This is a genomic window from Quyinboa ferrireducens, assembly GCF_042436675.1.
Taxonomy (GTDB): domain Bacteria; phylum Bacteroidota; class Bacteroidia; order Bacteroidales; family UBA5342; genus JBHJHP01.
Window position 1 is genome coordinate 155,033 of record NZ_JBHMVA010000008.1, and the last position, 17,901, is coordinate 172,933.

Here is a 17,901-nt window from a genome sequence, read left to right on the forward strand (position 1 = left end):
TTTAAGTCTAACCAAATTTACAGGATCATGAAAAAAGTTCTGAAAATAAGTCTTTACACACTTCTTGGTATTATTGTACTTGTTATTGGGGGTTCTTATGTCAGCTACCGCAATTTTTGGGCAGAGGATCCTCTGGTTCAGGTTGACTCCACTTATTTGTCCTATTATCATGAAACCTATAACGAATGTAGGGATGCCTTTGTGAGAAGTGTTGAAAATATCGAGACTGATTTTGACAGTGTGGAAACAGGAAAGATGTATGTCCCGGGAAACACAGATGATGATTTAACCATAGACTGGTGTTATATTCCGGCAAAAGGAGACAAGGAAAAACTGTTGATCCTTAATTCAGGATTGCATGGCATTGAAGGTTATACCGGAAGTGCCATACAAAGTATGTTTATCGATAAAGTTCTGAAGCAGCAGTTGACAGATAATATGGGAGTCCTGTTTTTACACGGACTGAATCCCTATGGGTTTAAATACCACAGGAAGGTTACAGAAAATAATGTCGATCTAAACAGGAATTGTTTAATTGAGGGAGAACCGTTTGATATAAAGAACGAGGGTTATTCGGAAATGACTGATTTTTTGATGCCGTCAGAACCTGTTAATTACAACAATCTGCATAACCGTTTTTTCCATCTTGTTTCAATTTACATGATACTGCAGAAGTCAATGTCTGTTTTGCGTCAGGCAGCGCTTCAGGGACAGTACGATTATAATAAAGGCATTTACTATGGCGGTAAAGACTACGAACCACAGGTTAAATCACTCAAACCATTTTTAACCCAAAGGATTCAAAATTATAAAATGGTACTTAATGTGGATTTGCATACCGGATACGGCGAACGGGGTAAAATGCACCTGTTTATCGATAAACCGGATGATGAGTCAGTGGAGAAAGGGATAGAAACCATATTTAAAGGCTCGGAAATTGACTGGGGCAGCAGTGACGATTTTTATACGATCAATGGTGAATATATTACCTGGGTTAACAATCTGGTTCCTGATGTACTCTGTATTCCCATGTGTTTTGAGTATGGAACCCTGAATAGCCAGGAAACCTTTGGATCATTAAAATCAATTCAGATTATGATTCTGGAGAACGAGGGTGCGCACTATGGCTATAAAAACAAAAAAAATGAAGCCGCTGTAAACCACCTCTTTGATGAGATGTATTTCCCCTCATCGCCTGCATGGAGGTCGAAAGTAATGTCAGATTCATACACTAATATGGGTATGATGATGGAGAATTTTAAAAATTTCGAACTGGATTAATATTAAAAACAATTTTATATTGGTAAAATAAACTAAGAACCTGGAAATTAAAGTCCCGTAAGGGATGTCATATAAAAAATTAAATTGAGTTTTTCTTTTAACCCTAATAACATTGTTTCACATTTAATATTTTAGTGCTATGAAAACCTATAAAATTTTTATTCTGTCATTTTTTACTCTACTGGTTTCCTGTAATATGAAGGAAGTTAAACCGAAAAATCAAGTGAAGCCAATTTAGATTGAAGTCACAGAAAACAATACTGTTTCACTCAATGGAACGGTCGTGGAAATTGACAGCATTGGGCCGTATGTTTCCAGATTATTTTCAACATATTCAGATGAACAGAGAAGAAAAGTGGTTGTAAATCTGACGGTTGAAAAAAATGTAAAAACAGGAGTCATCTCTGACATAAAATACCAGTTAAGAAAGGCTAAGGCCCTGAAACTTAATTATAGTGTAAAATAGAATAATCAACCGGGCAGTCTTTCGGAAGAGAATTATATTTTAGCTAGCTTTTGAGTGACGAGCTATTTATCCCATTTTATGACGAGCTCATTAATCATGGTTGTAGCGCCACCGTTATACTCGATCCCAAAACTTCCTTCCCGGTTAGGCAAAACAATTGCTTCAAGATCCACATGATCTTTTACTTTCGGTGGATAAGCGGCTTTGTAATAGTCATTCAGGCAGAATGCATGAGCCGTTAATTTATCTCCTGTAAGTTCAATTGTGATCCGGCACTGAGGCCTGAAACAACTTGTAGAAACAGCTTCCGTCAGTTGGTTTACATAACCATTATTATACTCAACCAGGTAAGCCTCTACTGTATTGGCAAATTTCGTTTTTCGGATGAACCTGATGCCATAGCCTGTTTTTGTTACTGGGTTGTAACTGATCAGAACATCCATGTAAAGCGGTGCCACACTGAAGCCTTGTCCGGCTGTTTTGAATGGCGTTATGGTAAGTTCAGCGCGCATATCACCAAATGTCGGGCCAACCGGTGTATAACTCATGGACGCATATCTGCCGGTTTGCAGTAATCCGGTCATGCCTTCAGAACCTCCGCTGCCTTCGCCAACATACCAGGCATCCCGGTTGAAATCTTTTATGGCAGAAGTGTCGAAAGGAGCAAAGCGCCAGAAGCCGGGAATCACTTCGGGCTGATTTTTTACACAAACATTCATAAAATCTGTTTGCAATGTGAGCGGATCTGCATTAACATCTTTTTTGCGGATTGGTTTTTGAAGAATGTATGATTTAAGCGGACCGGCATCACTGCGTAAATGTTTTGGTGCCACTTTTACCATGATATAATATCCGATATCTCCTGCCGATAATTCGTAGTGGAGCAAGGGTTTGTTTTGCCTGGAAACAGCGGTCTCAATTGGATTTTCACAATTGGCATCACTACATCGGAACCAACTCACCAGGGACTCGTCTTCGTATTTCATTTTTTCAAGTCGGTAGTTTACAGACAAAGTCCCATCAATATTCTTCTCAATCTTTGGGAGAGAAACAAACGCAGGTGGATTCAGTTTTGCAGGTTTAATGCTTAAACTAATGGCACCTTCAAGCCCGGATATGTTGGAGGCTGTCAGTAAAACCTTTTGAACACTGTCACTCGTATTTGCCGGAATCACCTCACAAACGTTTCCGTTTTTGGATATTTCCGTTTTAATGAATGCTTTATCCCGTTCAGAGATATTCCAGTTAACCGATTCTGCTGCTGCTTCATAATTTCCGAACCGGATCAGGTCAACCTTTAGAACCGAGGCATCTTTACCTGTTTCAATGGTATTTTCGGAAGCTTTAATCTTTAACTGAACCGGAATTTTGGTAAGACTGATTTTGTTTTCTTTTTCAGCCTTTAAAACAGTTTCTTTAATGCCTTCCGGGTCCCAGTCATCATTGCCCTTAAGCAGGTTAAACGTGTTATAGATAACTTTACCCTTGTAGTTAAATTTATACGCATTTAACTCTGGTGAACCTGTAATATCTATGGTGTTTTGCGGATCATTTTTACTGATGGTAATTTGCTTCCCGTTCAATGTTACATTACTCTGGTAATTTTTCATGAAAGGTGGCGGAAAATCACGCCAGCCGATATAATTTAATGCGTCGGCATGAAAGCGTGTGTCTATAACGGCAACCTGACCGTTAGCTTTTGTAAAATATTGTGTCCCCCGCGTATATGAACGGATGTCGCAATTCAGAAAAACAGCACCGGTACCGGAAGTGTGGTAGAAGGGTTTGGAACTGTAAAAGTCAAACGTACAATCTTTATATACACCTGTCCCGCACAATGCGTCGTCGGTACATTCCATGTGGCAGTTCTCGAACAATATGCGTTTGGCTCCCACAAAATTACACAGGTTCAAACGACTGATAAAGTGCGTATTGCGGGCAATTATTTTGTCGCCATTGCAATGGATCAGCTGAGCCTGAACAATGGCATCGGACCTTTTTTTTCGGTTCAGCTCAGGATTTAGAGGATATTTCAGATCCACGTTACAGTAATTACCAAAGGTGATGTTTTCAGATGAAGTGCCATTTCCCCAAAAACGGAACATGGTAAAATTACCTTTAGCACCTAATGTTTGACCACGATTACACGCCAGAACTACATTTTCAGGATTTTGGTTCAGCCCGTAAAACCTTAGCCAATCACATTTTATAACCAGGCCGTAAGGCACCGATCCGTCGCCCGGATCACGCACTTCAGGATCATCAGGATTGTCTATCCAGTATACCCAGGGCGCAATATAAAGAACCATAGGTTCATCTTCGGTTCCGTCAGTCAGATGTTTGGCTGCTTCATTAATGGTATTGAACACAAACGGATTGTCCGCAATTTCTTCACTGGTCAATCGTCCGTCAATAAAAAAGGCTTTGGGGCCTAGTTGTATTGTATTGTTACCATAGATGATATAAGTGGCGAAAAATTGTACCGGATCATTTATATCCAGCGGATAATAGGAATTGTTCTGAGCGTTTACTGTTAAGGATAACACAAATAAGGCGAGAAGAAAAAAGGATTTTTTCATAACGAATCACTTGAATATTAGCTTTGTAAATTTAATTTAAAATCTGCATAATACAGATTTTAGTATTGTTGAATTTACACTTAATGGGAAACAAAACTATATAATAACTTTAATTTCAGGTTGTAAGGTGTTATATTTGTCGGTTATAAGGTAATTGTGTTTGGTAGTGAATCCTCTTTCCTGCACGCACATTGGAAAAAATCTCAATAAGGTTGGTGATGAAAAAATATGTATTGATATTCACTGTAATTCTATTTTCTGCCATTGTTAAAATATCAGCTCAAACACACTGGGAAAGTATTGTGACAGAGTCGGATGAATTTAAATACCTGGTACCACAAACAGAGCCATCTGCCGACTGGATACAGTCTGACTTTGATGATTCTTCGTGGAGCAGCGGGCAAGGCGGTTTCGGATTTGGTGATAATGATGATAATACCATTGTGGAAACCGGTTCATCGCTATATCTCAGGAAAAAATTCACAATGCCATCTTCGGCGGTATTATTTACACTATACCTTGATATTGATTATGATGATGCGTATGTGGCCTATCTGAATGGGGTGGAAATTGCACGCTCTTCAAATTTGCCGGCTGGAACACCTGGGCTTACCGCAAGCCTGACAACCGATCACGAAGCAATGCTGTATTCAGGTGGAATGCCGGAAAGAGTTATGCTGAATCCTGATATTTTGCTGGATGGTGATAATATTCTTGCAGTTCATATTTTAAACTGGAGTACAACATCCTCGGACTTATCGGCCAGGGTGTTCCTGAATGCTGAGATTAATGGTGAGGATATTTTATTTCACCCGGTTCCTGATTGGTTTGAGTTGCCCGCAGAACAGGAGCTCAGCAATCTGCCGCTTATAAAATTCGATACACAGGGGCAGGCCATACCGGATGAACCTAAAATCATGGCAAAAATGCAGGTATTTAACAGTCCTAAAGGAGTGAATAGTTTTAACGATACGGTGTATGAATACAATGGCTGGGTTGGGATTGAAATTCGGGGAAATACGGCTCAGATGTTCCCCAAAAAGAGTTATACCGTTGAAACCCGTCTTGAAGATGGCTCAAATAATAATGTGGAATTGCTCGGGATGCCAAAAGAAAATGACTGGGTTCTTCATGGTCCTTATTCAGATAAAACATTAATGCGTAATGTGCTGGCTTATCATATCGGAAACAGAATGGGGAAATGGAATCCTCATACACGGTTTGTGGAGGTAATGATCAACGGGGAGTATCGTGGTGTATATGTATTTGAGGAAAAGATAAAAATTGATAAAAACAGGGTGAATATCGCAACTCTGAAACCGGAAGATATTACAGGCGATCAGCTGACAGGGGGTTATATCATGAGTATTGACAGGGAACAGGTTGGCAGTTTTGATTCTCCTTATATAGGCAGAACCGGAACGTATCCGGTCACTTTTTCCTATGTTGATCCCAAATATGACGAACTAAACGATACACAGCGGAATTACATCAAAAACTATATTTTTAGTTTTGAGGATGCTCTGAAAAGCGATGACTTTAAAGATCCCGAAATTGGTTATCGCCATTATATAGATGTTGTGTCGTTTATCGATTATTTTATTATTACAGAGCTTAGTAAGGATATTGACGGATATCGCGTAAGCGTCTATTTCCATAAAGATAAAGACAGCAAGGGAGGTAAACTGACCTTGTCTCCATTCTGGGACTACAATCTCTGTTTTGGGAACGCGAACTTCTTAGGAGGTGATATTACTACCGGCTGGATGAAAGATGATAAACCGAACGGTATAGGTTCGGGTGATTTTGGGAATGAGATTCCCTTCTGGTGGGATCGGTTCAGGGAGGATCCGTTTTTTGAAACCGTGCTGAAATTCAGATGGGAAAAACTGAGGGAAGGTGTGTTAAGTAAAGACTCGTTGAATAATTTTGTTGATTCATGCGCCTTTGTGTTACGCGATGCCCAGGAGAGAAACTTCGATAAATTCAACATCCTGAGCACTTACGAATGGCCAAATCCTTATGTTGGAGGAACCTATGCAAATGAAATAAGTCATCTTAAATCGTGGATCAGTCAGCGCATTGACTGGCTGGATGCGCAGATTGGTGCTATTGAAGAAGCATTCCCAAATGGTATTGAAGAACAGTATGTACCTGAAAATAGTGTGGCGGTTTATCCGAATCCTTTTAATGACAGATTTACTATTTCATTTGACTTACAGTCAGGCAATGATGTTGTTGTTGTCATTAGGAATGTGCTTGGTCAGGTAATTTCAGAGCAAAGCAGATTATGCAGTACAGGTAAGAACACATTTGAATTTTCTCCTGAAGATCTTGGGTCAAACGGTAATATTTTCTTTTATTCCATCAGGGTAGGAGACCAGATGTTTAAAACAGGAAAATTAATCAGAAGATAAAGTCCTGTTTAATAGCCCAAGTTTATAAAAATCGAATAATGGAATACTGACATAACCATGTGACAGAGAGTAGTAAATTACGGGTTTCATTAAAGTAAACAGTATAGAAATCAATGGTTTGTAGTTTTTGAGACTGAAAAAGATTCTTAAAAGAGTAATATCTTCAATAAGCCCAGGATTTGAATTTGTAAATTCCAACACGTATTTCAAATTACAGACAGCTTTTTCTGTTTTATCGAGGTATTCCATGTTATTTTCCAGATCTCCATTTAATATGGCATTCTCAATGTGAAGAATTTCAATGCCTCGTTTTTTAAGCTCAAAACCGAACAGTGTGTCTTCATGACCATATTCCAGAAGTCGTTCATCAAATTGCAGAGTCTCAAAAAGTTCCCGATTAATCACAAAATTATTGGTCATAAATGATGCGTTGGGTTTTTTCGAGCGTATCAGGGCAGGTTTACTCTCTTTTTTAATTCCGTATTTCCAGCGCAGTAATCTGGATCGATCCGGCTTTTTACTGTCGTAAACACGGCCACCGCAAATGATTTCAGGTTTGGAACTTTCAATTTCTATGATGTAGTTTTTCAGGAAGTTATCTGATATTATTAGTGAATCGCAATCCAGAAACAGCAGGTAATTGTATCTGGTATATTTCAAAAACAGATTTCGTATGGCCGATCTTCCAATATTTTTCTTCAGTTTAATGTAATTATGTGTATTGCAACATTTCTCGTTTTCCTTTCTGAACACTTCAGATGAACAGTCATCAATCAGAACAATTTCTGCCGGAGCGGAGAGTTGATTGATCTGATCCGAAAGTGCATTTACCAGATCACATACATTATAATTAAATATGGGAATGCAGATTGAAAGCATATGTCAAATTAAGCCTGCAATTTAACGATTAATTTAAAATGTATAGGTATATGAAATTCCCAATCCGCCAACGTAACCATACGATTTAAAAACTTCATCCCATAAAAGTGTATTTAACCGTGCATTTATTTTATCAGCCGTTTTTTCATTTATGGTCAGTACCGATTGGGTAGAAATATATTTATACGCAGATAACTCTATTTTGATGCAATGGTTGTTGGCCTCCCCAAAAAACAGTTTCCTGCCAGTCCGTAATCCCATGCCATACATGTTCATCCCCAGCTTTGCGTTTGTTTCTGTAAAAGTAAAAGGAATGAAAGAATTGAATTTTAGGCCAGTAACGGATTCAATCAAATTTGCAGGGGTGTCGGATGCGGTGAGTTTATCATATCTGAATTCCGGTCCGGCATACCAGTTTTTTTCCCTGCCGAAATTATAATGAACACCAATCGTGTTCATCCACCCAAAATCGTATGCAGAATTAAGGATATCGATATAAATTCCTTTTATTCCAATGTTGTCCAGTTCATTAATGATGATATCGGAATACGGGGGAACAAGGATGCCTGTCTTTAAAGAAAATTCAAAGTTCTGAATCTGATAGTTGAATCCTGCATAATGCTGGTATGGAAAATCTGTTCCTATTGAAAAGCTTGTTTTTTGGGCACTCAGAATATTGGTGTAAAGTATCAGATTTAAGGAAACCAATAGGATAACGAAAGTCCTGTGTTTTATCCTTAGAGCCCTGGATTGTTTATTCATGGTAAATTGAGTTTTGATTTTTCTAATATGCAAGTTTATGAATCTAAAACTCAAATAAACCTTTAAAGTTCAATCTTAGGTAATTGTTGGTTTAAAAGTTGTATCGGGTTTTAACTCCGTGGTTCTTAGTCCAATACTTTTAAGTATCAAACCTATGACAGGTTTATTCAGCAGGTTTTCTCTGTCAGTGGTATTTGTTTGTTCCAGCCATTCCCCCAATGAATCTATTTCAGAGCTTAATATTTTTCTCCGGGTGTCATAGGAAATTGTCTTTTTATCATCCAGGTAAACTATGATATCCTTTTTTCTGAGTCTTCTCATAAAGCTTTTAATCCTGAGAATTGGTCTTGAATATGCAAACAAATGCTTAACATTTTTTTCGTTAAATGTATATTCCCCACATTCACTGCAAACCGAAGTTTCTATTCTGTGAAATTTAAGTGTTTTATTTTTAAAATCCTTATGGCACGCAGCACAATACTGCACATGAGTTTCACCGGTTTCGGTAAACAGACCGGCGACTATTTTCTCTCTGAATTCAGAGAAACCAAGTGCAGCTTTTAACACCCTGAACTGCAGAATGATCAGTAGGATGAAAATAAATATAAAAAGGAAGTTCAATTCTTTGTGAAATAATACACCATCATAAAAACCGTGAGCTATGGCTGCAATAAGAATGGAAATTAAAATGCCGGAATAATTTTTTCGGATCCGTTTATGAATATAAAAAGCAATACCCATGTACCCCGAAAACGTAATGTGACCAATGACTGCTGATATGGATCTTTGAAATAAAATAAGATAATGGTTTTCATAATTAAATGCATAAAAGATATTTTCAATGACCGCAAACCCCAGAGATATTGCCGTGATGTATATGAGTCCGTCCACGATTTCGTTAAAATCTTTTTTTATAAATGAATACACGATAAGGAGTGCGATAAACTTTGATAATTCCTCGATGATCCCAACTTTTATAATCGCATCCAGAAAGTTATATTTTACAGGCGTAAAGCTGTAGAAGACCGTTGACGTAATTATGGCGATAATTCCTCCCATTGCCATAACCAGAAGAAGTTTAAAGAAAGGCTCTTTTTCATACATATCATAGTTTCTGACTCTGAGCAGGTAGGCAACTCCAATAAGTATTGCCAGCAAAATAATGGTGATGGACTGAAGATTCATTACAGATAATGTTAAACCTGGTTAGAGGGCTCAAGATATTTATTTTTTATCATTTATTAATTTCAGGGTAAACTCTAATACTCTGTCTTTATGATTTATATAATCTTCTATTGAGTTCCTTACTATAAAATCAGGTATTACGCCCCGTTGATTATCTGTACCGCAAGCACCAAATGCCTGTTCCCATGAGGTCATAATTTTTAACCCTGTATCCGGAAGTCTGAATATGTGCACATCTCCAAAGTTCACGGTTGCGCCACCTGTTTCTTCTCCTATTATGGTGCCTTGTCCGTAACACTTATATGCTGAAGCAAACCCCTGTGCAGCCGAAAAGGTTCCGTTATTGGTTAATAAATATGTTTTCCCTTTGTATCGTAAAGGAAGTTCTTTTAACTGGCGCAATCCCGGAATTCGTGTGTAAGATTCCCCTGCCTTAGCATCTTTAATATACGGTAGCTTCTTTTTTACCTTTCCTGTAGCAATAAGTTCATTACTTACTTTTACAATTGCAGAATCAATATCATTATGAGGTTGATTGAAAATATATTGTTCAAGCCATGCTGTTATGATAGTATATCCTCCGCCATTATCCCGTATATCGATGATTAAATGTTCAATCCCCTTATTTTTTAATTTGCTGAACGTAGTTTTGTAGAAGCTTTCATAGTTCTTTAAATCCATACAGCTAAAAAAGCCAATATATCCTGTTTCAGGGGTCAATTCCCTGTAAAATAATTTTTGAGGTTTCTGAAATTTTGACTTAAAAAAATGAAACATATTTGAGGCAACACTTCCGTTCACTGTTTTTTCAATAATTTCTTTACTGCTATATTCAACGTATTTAATTTTAAAAGGCTTGAAATCATTCCAAATACTGATGTTGACAGGTTTGGTTATCAGATAATTTCTAAAGGCTTCGTTTTCATAGCTTACCAGCTTACTCCATTCATCAATTACCTGTTTTATGCCTTTATTATTTATCTCAATAATTTCTGAACCAAGCGGAACAGAGCTCAATAACGATAAATTAGTCGTCACAAAAAGTCTGCCATCAATAATTTTTGTTTTATAAGGGAAAGTTCTTCGAAACATAGATTTTGACGCTAAGAGATTTTCCATGGGTCTGGTATGACCTGTCCTGAAATGTGAGGTTAAGCGTGCACAAACTTTAAAAAATTCCAGCTCAGAAACCTTTTCCGGTAAATTATTTATTTCGTTGTTATATTCAATTAAGAAGGAATCTTTGGGTATCACATGGTAAATATCCGGATGAATATTTTCCAATGATTCAATCATATAATTCAAGTCATTGATGGCAGTTTTTCTTGAAGTTGGCTTATCCTGCATATAATAGACCAGAAAGCCAAAGCAAAATAAAATTGTGAATAGATGCCCAAACACTTTACCTTTTAAGAAATCCTTAAATCGTATTTTCCTTCTGATGAAATATTCGATGCTTATAACGATTATTGTAGGAATCAACACGAAGAGGTATAGAGAAATTATATCTGTGAGTGTAAACAATCCACTTGCTATCATATAGATAACGAGGAGTCCAAGAATGATTGAGGTAATCCGGATTTTCCACTTCATTTTATAAAATTTAAGCTATTGAAAGGTTAGTTTCGTTTTTCCATTTACTTCGTTAAAATAAATAGATTACAAACTATCTAATTTACAAATAACGAAACTTTAGAATGAATATACGACTAAAATTTAGTTAATTCAACAATCGGTCTGAAGCACAACCTTGTAATATAATGACGATTAAATACCGTTTAAATGCATTTCATTTTATACATTGTTATAGGCTGTCTTTGATTACCATCCGAAAGCGACAATTTGATTACTTTCATTGAACTGCAGGTCAAAACATGGGGTTAAATCAACAACTTTTCCATCTTTCGATTCCAAAACAATATCGTAGCTCATATCCCCATATTCTAAAATATGGTTCAGCCGATATCCCAAAAACTCTTTCTGCATGTCCTTCATCCACATTTTGAATCTTCGTTCTCTTTCTTTACTGGCGACATGTTTGTTGATGAAATCATCTATGTTCTTGTCATCGTTCAAAATTAGTTTTACAAACTGATGTATGATTTCAAGTTGTTTATTTGTAATATCGGTACTGCCATGTTTTATACTTTTCATTTTAGGTACAATGGGAGTATAGTTTTCCTTAAATAGTAATTGCTCTATTTCCCACGCAACTATTTGAGTGTCGTATCTTAATTCGTTGGTCATATATATGATTACAGTATTTTCTACAGGTAGTTGTATGAAATCGGCATAAAATACACCATTTGAGCCGTTGTGTGCTATAATTTTTGTATTCCTGTCACTATTCATTATGGTCCATCCGTAAGCATAGTGTGAATTTCCTGATTCATTTTCTTTTACATAGGGAAAAGTGAGTTGTTCAAATGATTTTTTAGAAATTATTTTGTTTTCTTTTAATGCCTTATACCATTTATATAAATCGGAAGGATTAGAAAGTATGCCTCCATTACCTTTTAAATGCCACGAGATTTGATTTGAGTCTGCCTGCCACTTCATAAGGTGAGTTCCCCAATCTTCCCCGCATTTATAACCGTGGGCAATTTGAGTTGTATCCCATTTGGGGAAAAGATAACCTGTATGTTTCATCCCTGCTTTTTGAAAAAGATGTTCCTGCAAATAGGTCTCATAATCTGTTTGCGCAACTTTTTCAATTATCATAGCTAGAATACTGTAACCCACGTTGGAATAACTAAACTGTGTTCCTGGTTCAAAATCCAATGGTGAATTATAAACTTCGCTTAAAAACTTCTCTTTTGAGATGGGAACGAAATCCACTCCGTAACCAAGATTTCCCACTATTCCTGAAGTATGGGTAAGCAATTGATGAATAGTAATGTTTTGTTTGTCTTTAGGAATGTTTTCAAAAAAATTGTAAATAGAATCGTTTACCGATAATTTGCCTTTTTCCTGTAATTTTAGAATAGCAGTTGCTGTAAACTGCTTTGTCAATGAACCTATTGTAAAAATGGTTTCTTTAGTTACAGGAAGATTTTCGTTTTTGTTTCTTAATCCAACACCACCAGAGTAAAGTATTTCTCCGTCTTTAGCGACTAAAACACTTGCAGAAAGTCCATTTTCATTACACTCGTCCATATAGGATTCAAGTCTGATTTTTAAAGAATTAGCTCTGTCATTTGAGTTGGTTTTGTTTTTGCAGGAAACACTAAGTGTTATAATTGCTACAATTATTGAAATATATCTTTTCATGGTCCTTTATATGGTTTTGTTTAAATTACCCATAACGTTGTAGTATAATGCCTATTAAATATATTTAACATATCGTTTTAAATTTTGTTAACAATATTCCGGGGATATGCCTTAATATTCGTATGTTTTTAAGTTTTTTTATTCAGGATCCTATGTTTTATCAAATCCGAAGCTCAGTTTTTTAAATCAGGTTTCAACTCAATCTTTTGCTACAGATTTATGTGGTTTTTACCTTGGTTCTTTGTTACCAAACGTTATGAATCGAATTCAATTATTGGGAAATGAGGTTTCCACACTTTGCCCAGTTTATCTGTACTTTCTGCAAACCCTATATCAGTAATTTTAGCTAATTCTAATTTATTTTTTAATCGTTCTGAGATATAAACTCCCCAGGAATAATGAGGAATCTTAAATAAATCTATATCTGCATTAAAGTTATTTTTAAAGACTATCTTTTTTGATTCAAATGAATAGCTCTTGTTAGAGTCAGACTTGTTTTCTTCTATCAAGTCAAGCTTGTGCTGATGAGATTGAATCTTAATCCTCTTTCCCAACTTATTAATTGCCACAATATCACTTTTATTAAAGTCAATCCAGCTATAACACTCTGTTGTTTTATCATCGGGAAAGCTTAATTGATAGTAATCATAAGATTTATATTTTTTCAGAAACCCAAACATCTTTTCCTTCCGTAATACTTTGGCAGGTCTTAATTCAAAAGGAAGTATACTACTACCTTTTAGAATGTTTAATGCTTTTTCATTCAAAATATAATCATGCAAAGAATGCAGGATGTCATTTAAATTATTGAATTCATCGTCATCGTACAACTTACAAATTAAAGATGTTTTACCATTTACGACTTTTTCGTCCGCATCTTCAATTGCTCCTGAATCATCAATATGAAGTGTGTAGTATGTCATTCTTTAATGGTTGCTAACGTTCCCGCGGTATGGTGTCGTGGCAGTTTCTGTCCGCCTCGCCTTGCGAAGCTTCGGCGGAGCAAGGTAGGATAGGAACTGTCAGGACGAAAGGCGCTTGCAGCGAACGTTGATATTTTTGGTTTAAAAGTACTGCCATGCACTATGACCGCGTGTTGTGGTTAGTGTTTTATTCTTTTCGTTTTTCTATTTATTTCATATTTTGTTAATAATTGCGCTTCATTAAATTTCTCAAGGTTCATTAAACAATGATATTCTGAAGTCTGTATGTATAAAAGTCCTTTCTCTGTCTGTGCTTGATTTTTAAGTTCTTGATATTTTTTTAATGCAATTTCAAATTTTCTGTCTCGATAGATTTTATCTGCTTCTATCAGTTTGTTTTTAAATATTTTATTCTCTTTTCTAAATTCTTTCTTAATATATCTTTTTATGCTTTCATCTGTTTGATTTGCAATAATAAACCTTTCTAAACCAAGTCTTATAAGTTCAGTATTTATTTCTTCCTCAGAATCAATTTGCAAAACAGAGTCAAGATACTTATATACTTGTCTATTGTATTCATCTTGTTTTTTTAGAACAAATTCTGTTGGAACTTCAAAATAATCATGCTTAAATTTAAATCCGAAACGATTTTCCACATATTCCCTTTCTTCGTTTATGTTTAATGATTCATAAAAAACATCAAATCCACACAAATCCAGAATAAATATTGAATCATTATTTAGGTCATCAATTGCTTGTAAGGAATCATATGGAATGATTTTTTCTAAATACTTAATAACAATGCTATCATTCTGGGCAAATAAATTATTTGCAACAATCAAAAAGACAGATAATATTGGGATACTTGATTTCATTTCAACATTAACCACAACTAGTATATATACAGATTATTATGCAGTTTTATGCATCATTCAAGGCGATAAAGCCCATTTCTTATCTGCTTTATTTTTATTGAATGTTATGACCATTTCGCATGACAGGTTATATCAGAGTGTATCCATGTGATACAGGTTCTTTTCAGTTTGGTGAAACTAAAATACATAAAAAAAGCGATACAACAGACAAAAGTGGAGGGGCAAAACTTAAACATACCGGAACGGCAAATGTGTTTGAAGGTGTGGTTGGATTATCAAATAGCACGCAATATTCCTACTATGCCCGTGTATTGTCAATAGTACATTTTTAGTAATGGTTTTAATATCAAACAATTAAAGAATATTATTTAAATCCTGCATTCCAACAATTGCCATGATCTCAACAATATTATCATTTACTCTGAAATATATACTATCGGAACCACAAGCACATCTTCGATATCCTTTTTTTATATAATCTACAGATTCAAATGCAAAAGGTTTTTGGGCAATAATTTCAAAATACTCAAAGAATGATTCAAAGTATAAATCTGCTTGTGTAATGCCAAATTTTCTTACTCCGTAATGGTGAATACGTATCAAATCTTCTTTAGCTACGTTACTTAGTCTGTATTTAGCCATTAAGTAACGACTTTGATTGTTTTAAGATTTGTTCTTTCGTATCATCCGTAAAACCACTTCTTTCAGATCTTTCAAGTTTTGCTCTAATCCAATCTATATGAGCCTGCTGTTTTCTGGCCTGTCTGATCAAGTCGTTAACAAGTTCACTTTTACTCGAATATTCTTCGCTTTCTACTTGTGTTTTTAACCACTCATCGTTGGGTTTTGAAAATGATATACTTTGTCTTGGCATAATTTTTTATTTTGTGATGTAAATTTACACCAAATTCGAATCACTTGCAACTTTCTCAGTATTATTGGCTGTTGTGTAAATTACTTTATTACAATCTATCATTTTTTCTAAAATTCCTAATCATTTTTAGAGTCATGTTTTTATCAATGAAACCGAAAATTTTTGTCAGGTAATAATAAATCTTAAATGATGTCGGAAATATTATCAATGATTTATTTTTCTTTACTCCATATAGAATTATTTGAGAAGCATATTCTGGAGGAATACCTTTTTCAATAAAGTCAATTGGTCGTTGTTTTCCTTGTTGATTTGTATTAATAAGCTCCATGTTTTTCCCAATCATTGTTTTTATTGTACCAGGACAGACAGTCGTTACTTTTATATTAAAATCTAAAGCTTCTAATCTTAAAGCTTTCGAAAATGAAACAGCTCCATGTTTTGAAACAGAATATGGAGTACTTACTGCTGTATATTCTAAAAGTCCTGATATTGATGTTATATTGACAATATGTCCTTGTTTTACTTTACTCATTAACTTGAATGCTTCTGTTGCACAAGATATTAATCCAAATAAATTTACATCAATTACTTTTTTCCAATGATTTATACTTAAGTCTCTAATTTCTCCTCCTATTGTAATACCTGCATTATTAAACATGTAGTCAATACGTCCGAATTCTTTGCTAACATTGGTAATTACATCTCTTATTTGTTTAGTATTTGTTACATCTAATTGAATAGCCTGGGAATTGTTATCCTGAGTTTTAGAATGTATTATTTCTATAGTATTTTCTGCTAATCTTAAATCTTTATCTGTACATATCACTATAGCATCGCATGTTGCAAGATTTAAACAGATAGCTTGTCCTAGCCCAGAACCACCACCTGTAACAACAACAATCTTGTCTTTATAGAAATCTGTAAATTTCAAAGGATGTAGTATGTTTTAGTATTTTACGCTAACAAGTATATATACAAATAGTTATGCTGTTCTATTTTATGGGTTGTTCTGATCATTTCGCAAGACAGTTTATATCAGAGCGTATCAATATGATACAGGTTCTTTTCAGTTTGGTGAAACTAAAATACATAAAAAGATGATACAACAGACAAAAGGGAAGGAGCAAAACTTAAAAATGCCGGAACGGCAAATGTGCTTGAACGTATGGTTGGATTTTCAAATGGCACACAACTTTTCCACTATGACCGTATGTTGCATGCAGTTGTTTCTTTTAGGCAATTTCAAGGTGAGAATCTGAATCGAAATCAATCGTCATTTTAACTTTAGCTTTTAATGCTTCAAAAACTCTTAAAACAGTTGAGAATCTAACATCTTTGGTATTGTTCTCAATTTTGGAAATCTGAGCTTTTTGAACTCCAATTAAATGACCAAGTTGTTCCTGAGTAAGATTTTGTTCTTTCCTGGCTTTTTTAATCATATCCCCAAGAATATCTAATTTCAATTCAAATTCAAATTTTTCTCTGTTTTCAGTTCCTCTTTTACCGATATAATCATCAGTCAATTCTTCAAGAGAATATGTTTTAATTTTCTGTTGTTTCATGATAAATTTCTTTTAATCGTTAAAATAATCATTTTTAAGTTTCTCAGCTTTTTCAATCTCTTTTTTGGGAGTTTTCTGAGTTTTTTTGATAAATCCATTGGTTGCAATGATTAAAGTATTTTGATTATCTCTCTTATCCCAAAATGCAAGAAGTCTGATTTGTTTATTTTTAAACCTCGTTCTGAACTCCCAAATTTCACCATCCAGTTTTTTAAACAATTCAGGATCGTTAGTTGCTTTAGATTTCCAAATATTGAAAAGAATTTTTTCCCTTGTCTTTGAGTCTAATTTATCTAAAAATTCTTTGGCATTAATTAGAAATATTACATCGTATTTGTTCATTCTTGATTATTTAACAAAAATACAAATAATTTCCTTATTGGGAAACATTATTGAAGGCTAAATTCGTCATTCCATAATTCCCTACGTCTATCATATATACTGACAGTCATGCTGTTTAAAGAGTCATTCAAGGCGATAAAGCCCATTTCTAATTTGCTTTATTTTTGTTGAATGTAATGTTCATTTTGCATAACAGGTTTTATCCGACTGTATCCAGGAGATACAGGTTCTTTTCACTTTGGTGAGACTAAAATACATAAAAAGATGATACAACAGCAAAAGGGAAGGAGAAAATATTACATGCCGAATCAGGTTATCCGGATTTGCTTTATGAGTGTATTTAATGCATGGTTTTATGATGAATCACCTGATGTGTAAGCACGCATGCAAAAAATGGCCCTGCATTGATTCAACATATCAAAACTTTAGTACATTTGTACCAATGATTTACCTCAATTTACATATCATCCAGAATAATGCAAGCGG

17 protein-coding genes are annotated in these 17,901 nt (G+C 35.1%); 4 read left to right on the forward strand and 13 right to left on the reverse strand.

The features are described from left to right. Positions 1 to 27: 27 nt before the first annotated feature. Both ACE01N_RS12705 and ACE01N_RS12710 read left to right on the forward strand, forming a co-directional pair. On the forward strand, positions 28 to 1,281 hold the full coding sequence (locus ACE01N_RS12705) for a M14 family metallopeptidase (protein WP_380589435.1): 1,254 nt from the start codon (positions 28 to 30) through the stop codon (positions 1,279 to 1,281). A 283-nt stretch (positions 1,282 to 1,564) separates the two neighbouring features. Further along, positions 1,565 to 1,747: a hypothetical protein gene (locus ACE01N_RS12710; protein WP_380589438.1), complete on the forward strand. Its 183-nt coding sequence runs from the start codon at positions 1,565 to 1,567 to the stop codon at positions 1,745 to 1,747. Between the two features lie 62 nt (positions 1,748 to 1,809). On the opposite strand, the gene ACE01N_RS12715 is transcribed toward ACE01N_RS12710, so the two are convergent. Continuing rightward, positions 1,810 to 4,326, reverse strand: coding sequence for a pectinesterase (locus ACE01N_RS12715; RefSeq protein ID WP_380589441.1), 2,517 nt, complete (start codon positions 4,324 to 4,326; stop codon positions 1,810 to 1,812). A 218-nt stretch (positions 4,327 to 4,544) separates the two neighbouring features. Between ACE01N_RS12715 and ACE01N_RS12720 the strand changes: the two genes are divergently transcribed. Further along, complete coding sequence (locus ACE01N_RS12720) at positions 4,545 to 6,743, forward strand: CotH kinase family protein (protein ID WP_380589444.1); 2,199 nt, start codon at positions 4,545 to 4,547, stop codon at positions 6,741 to 6,743. Here ACE01N_RS12720 and ACE01N_RS12725 read toward each other — a convergent pair. The 7 genes from ACE01N_RS12725 to ACE01N_RS12755 form a co-directional block, all read right to left on the reverse strand. Further along, a complete protein-coding gene (locus ACE01N_RS12725) occupies positions 6,729 to 7,622 on the reverse strand; it encodes a glycosyltransferase family 2 protein (protein WP_380589446.1) in 894 nt (297 codons plus the stop codon). The two genes, ACE01N_RS12720 and ACE01N_RS12725, sit on opposite strands and share 15 nt — an antisense overlap. 33 nt (positions 7,623 to 7,655) lie before the next feature. Further along, positions 7,656 to 8,384, reverse strand: coding sequence for a hypothetical protein (locus ACE01N_RS12730; RefSeq protein ID WP_380589449.1), 729 nt, complete (start codon positions 8,382 to 8,384; stop codon positions 7,656 to 7,658). A 75-nt stretch (positions 8,385 to 8,459) separates the two neighbouring features. Then, complete coding sequence (locus ACE01N_RS12735) at positions 8,460 to 9,569, reverse strand: PrsW family intramembrane metalloprotease (RefSeq protein ID WP_380589452.1); 1,110 nt, start codon at positions 9,567 to 9,569, stop codon at positions 8,460 to 8,462. 39 nt (positions 9,570 to 9,608) lie between these two features. Beyond that, on the reverse strand, positions 9,609 to 11,162 hold the full coding sequence (locus ACE01N_RS12740; protein WP_380589455.1) for a S41 family peptidase: 1,554 nt from the start codon (positions 11,160 to 11,162) through the stop codon (positions 9,609 to 9,611). A 228-nt stretch (positions 11,163 to 11,390) separates the two neighbouring features. Then, positions 11,391 to 12,839 (reverse strand): serine hydrolase domain-containing protein, encoded by a 1,449-nt coding sequence (locus ACE01N_RS12745; RefSeq protein WP_380589458.1) that lies wholly within the window; start codon positions 12,837 to 12,839, stop codon positions 11,391 to 11,393. A gap of 254 nt (positions 12,840 to 13,093) precedes the next feature. Beyond that, positions 13,094 to 13,762 carry a hypothetical protein gene (locus tag ACE01N_RS12750; RefSeq protein WP_380589461.1) on the reverse strand — a complete coding sequence of 223 codons (669 nt, stop codon included), beginning with the start codon at positions 13,760 to 13,762 and terminating at the stop codon, positions 13,094 to 13,096. Positions 13,763 to 13,941: 179 nt separating this feature from the next. Then, complete coding sequence (locus ACE01N_RS12755) at positions 13,942 to 14,637, reverse strand: hypothetical protein (RefSeq protein WP_380589464.1); 696 nt, start codon at positions 14,635 to 14,637, stop codon at positions 13,942 to 13,944. A gap of 119 nt (positions 14,638 to 14,756) precedes the next feature. Here ACE01N_RS12755 and ACE01N_RS12760 point away from each other — a divergent pair, with 119 nt between their 5' ends. Then, a complete protein-coding gene (locus tag ACE01N_RS12760; protein ID WP_380589467.1) occupies positions 14,757 to 14,969 on the forward strand; it encodes a hypothetical protein in 213 nt (70 codons plus the stop codon). A 22-nt stretch (positions 14,970 to 14,991) separates the two neighbouring features. On the opposite strand, the gene ACE01N_RS12765 is transcribed toward ACE01N_RS12760, so the two are convergent. The 5 genes from ACE01N_RS12765 to ACE01N_RS12785 form a co-directional block, all read right to left on the reverse strand. Beyond that, the gene (locus ACE01N_RS12765; protein WP_380589470.1) at positions 14,992 to 15,279 is read right to left on the reverse strand and encodes a type II toxin-antitoxin system RelE/ParE family toxin; all 288 of its coding nucleotides are present in this window, start codon (positions 15,277 to 15,279) and stop codon (positions 14,992 to 14,994) included. After that, a complete protein-coding gene (locus tag ACE01N_RS12770) occupies positions 15,272 to 15,511 on the reverse strand; it encodes a ribbon-helix-helix domain-containing protein (protein ID WP_375728169.1) in 240 nt (79 codons plus the stop codon). The genes ACE01N_RS12765 and ACE01N_RS12770 overlap by 8 nt, the downstream gene beginning before the upstream one ends. Before the next feature lie 88 nt (positions 15,512 to 15,599). Next, entirely contained in the window at positions 15,600 to 16,442 is an 843-nt protein-coding gene (locus ACE01N_RS12775) for an SDR family NAD(P)-dependent oxidoreductase (protein WP_380589473.1), read from the reverse strand. A gap of 301 nt (positions 16,443 to 16,743) precedes the next feature. Beyond that, entirely contained in the window at positions 16,744 to 17,073 is a 330-nt protein-coding gene (locus ACE01N_RS12780) for a helix-turn-helix domain-containing protein (protein WP_375728172.1), read from the reverse strand. Between the two features lie 12 nt (positions 17,074 to 17,085). Next, a complete protein-coding gene (locus tag ACE01N_RS12785) occupies positions 17,086 to 17,415 on the reverse strand; it encodes a type II toxin-antitoxin system RelE/ParE family toxin (protein WP_380589478.1) in 330 nt (109 codons plus the stop codon). Positions 17,416 to 17,901: the final 486 nt, after the last annotated feature.

Coding starts and splice junctions, on each gene's coding strand:
- ACE01N_RS12705 (WP_380589435.1), top strand. CDS start 28: ATGAAAAAAGTTCTGAAAATAAGTCTTTACACACTTCTTGGTATTATT.
- ACE01N_RS12715 (WP_380589441.1), bottom strand. CDS start 4,326: ATGAAAAAATCCTTTTTTCTTCTCGCCTTATTTGTGTTATCCTTAACA.
- ACE01N_RS12720 (WP_380589444.1), top strand. CDS start 4,545: ATGAAAAAATATGTATTGATATTCACTGTAATTCTATTTTCTGCCATT.
- ACE01N_RS12725 (WP_380589446.1), bottom strand. CDS start 7,622: ATGCTTTCAATCTGCATTCCCATATTTAATTATAATGTATGTGATCTG.
- ACE01N_RS12730 (WP_380589449.1), bottom strand. CDS start 8,384: ATGAATAAACAATCCAGGGCTCTAAGGATAAAACACAGGACTTTCGTT.
- ACE01N_RS12735 (WP_380589452.1), bottom strand. CDS start 9,569: ATGAATCTTCAGTCCATCACCATTATTTTGCTGGCAATACTTATTGGA.
- ACE01N_RS12740 (WP_380589455.1), bottom strand. CDS start 11,162: ATGAAGTGGAAAATCCGGATTACCTCAATCATTCTTGGACTCCTCGTT.
- ACE01N_RS12745 (WP_380589458.1), bottom strand. CDS start 12,839: ATGAAAAGATATATTTCAATAATTGTAGCAATTATAACACTTAGTGTT.
- ACE01N_RS12750 (WP_380589461.1), bottom strand. CDS start 13,762: ATGACATACTACACACTTCATATTGATGATTCAGGAGCAATTGAAGAT.
- ACE01N_RS12755 (WP_380589464.1), bottom strand. CDS start 14,637: ATGAAATCAAGTATCCCAATATTATCTGTCTTTTTGATTGTTGCAAAT.
- ACE01N_RS12760 (WP_380589467.1), top strand. CDS start 14,757: ATGACAGGTTATATCAGAGTGTATCCATGTGATACAGGTTCTTTTCAG.
- ACE01N_RS12765 (WP_380589470.1), bottom strand. CDS start 15,279: ATGGCTAAATACAGACTAAGTAACGTAGCTAAAGAAGATTTGATACGT.
- ACE01N_RS12770 (WP_375728169.1), bottom strand. CDS start 15,511: ATGCCAAGACAAAGTATATCATTTTCAAAACCCAACGATGAGTGGTTA.
- ACE01N_RS12780 (WP_375728172.1), bottom strand. CDS start 17,073: ATGAAACAACAGAAAATTAAAACATATTCTCTTGAAGAATTGACTGAT.
- ACE01N_RS12785 (WP_380589478.1), bottom strand. CDS start 17,415: ATGAACAAATACGATGTAATATTTCTAATTAATGCCAAAGAATTTTTA.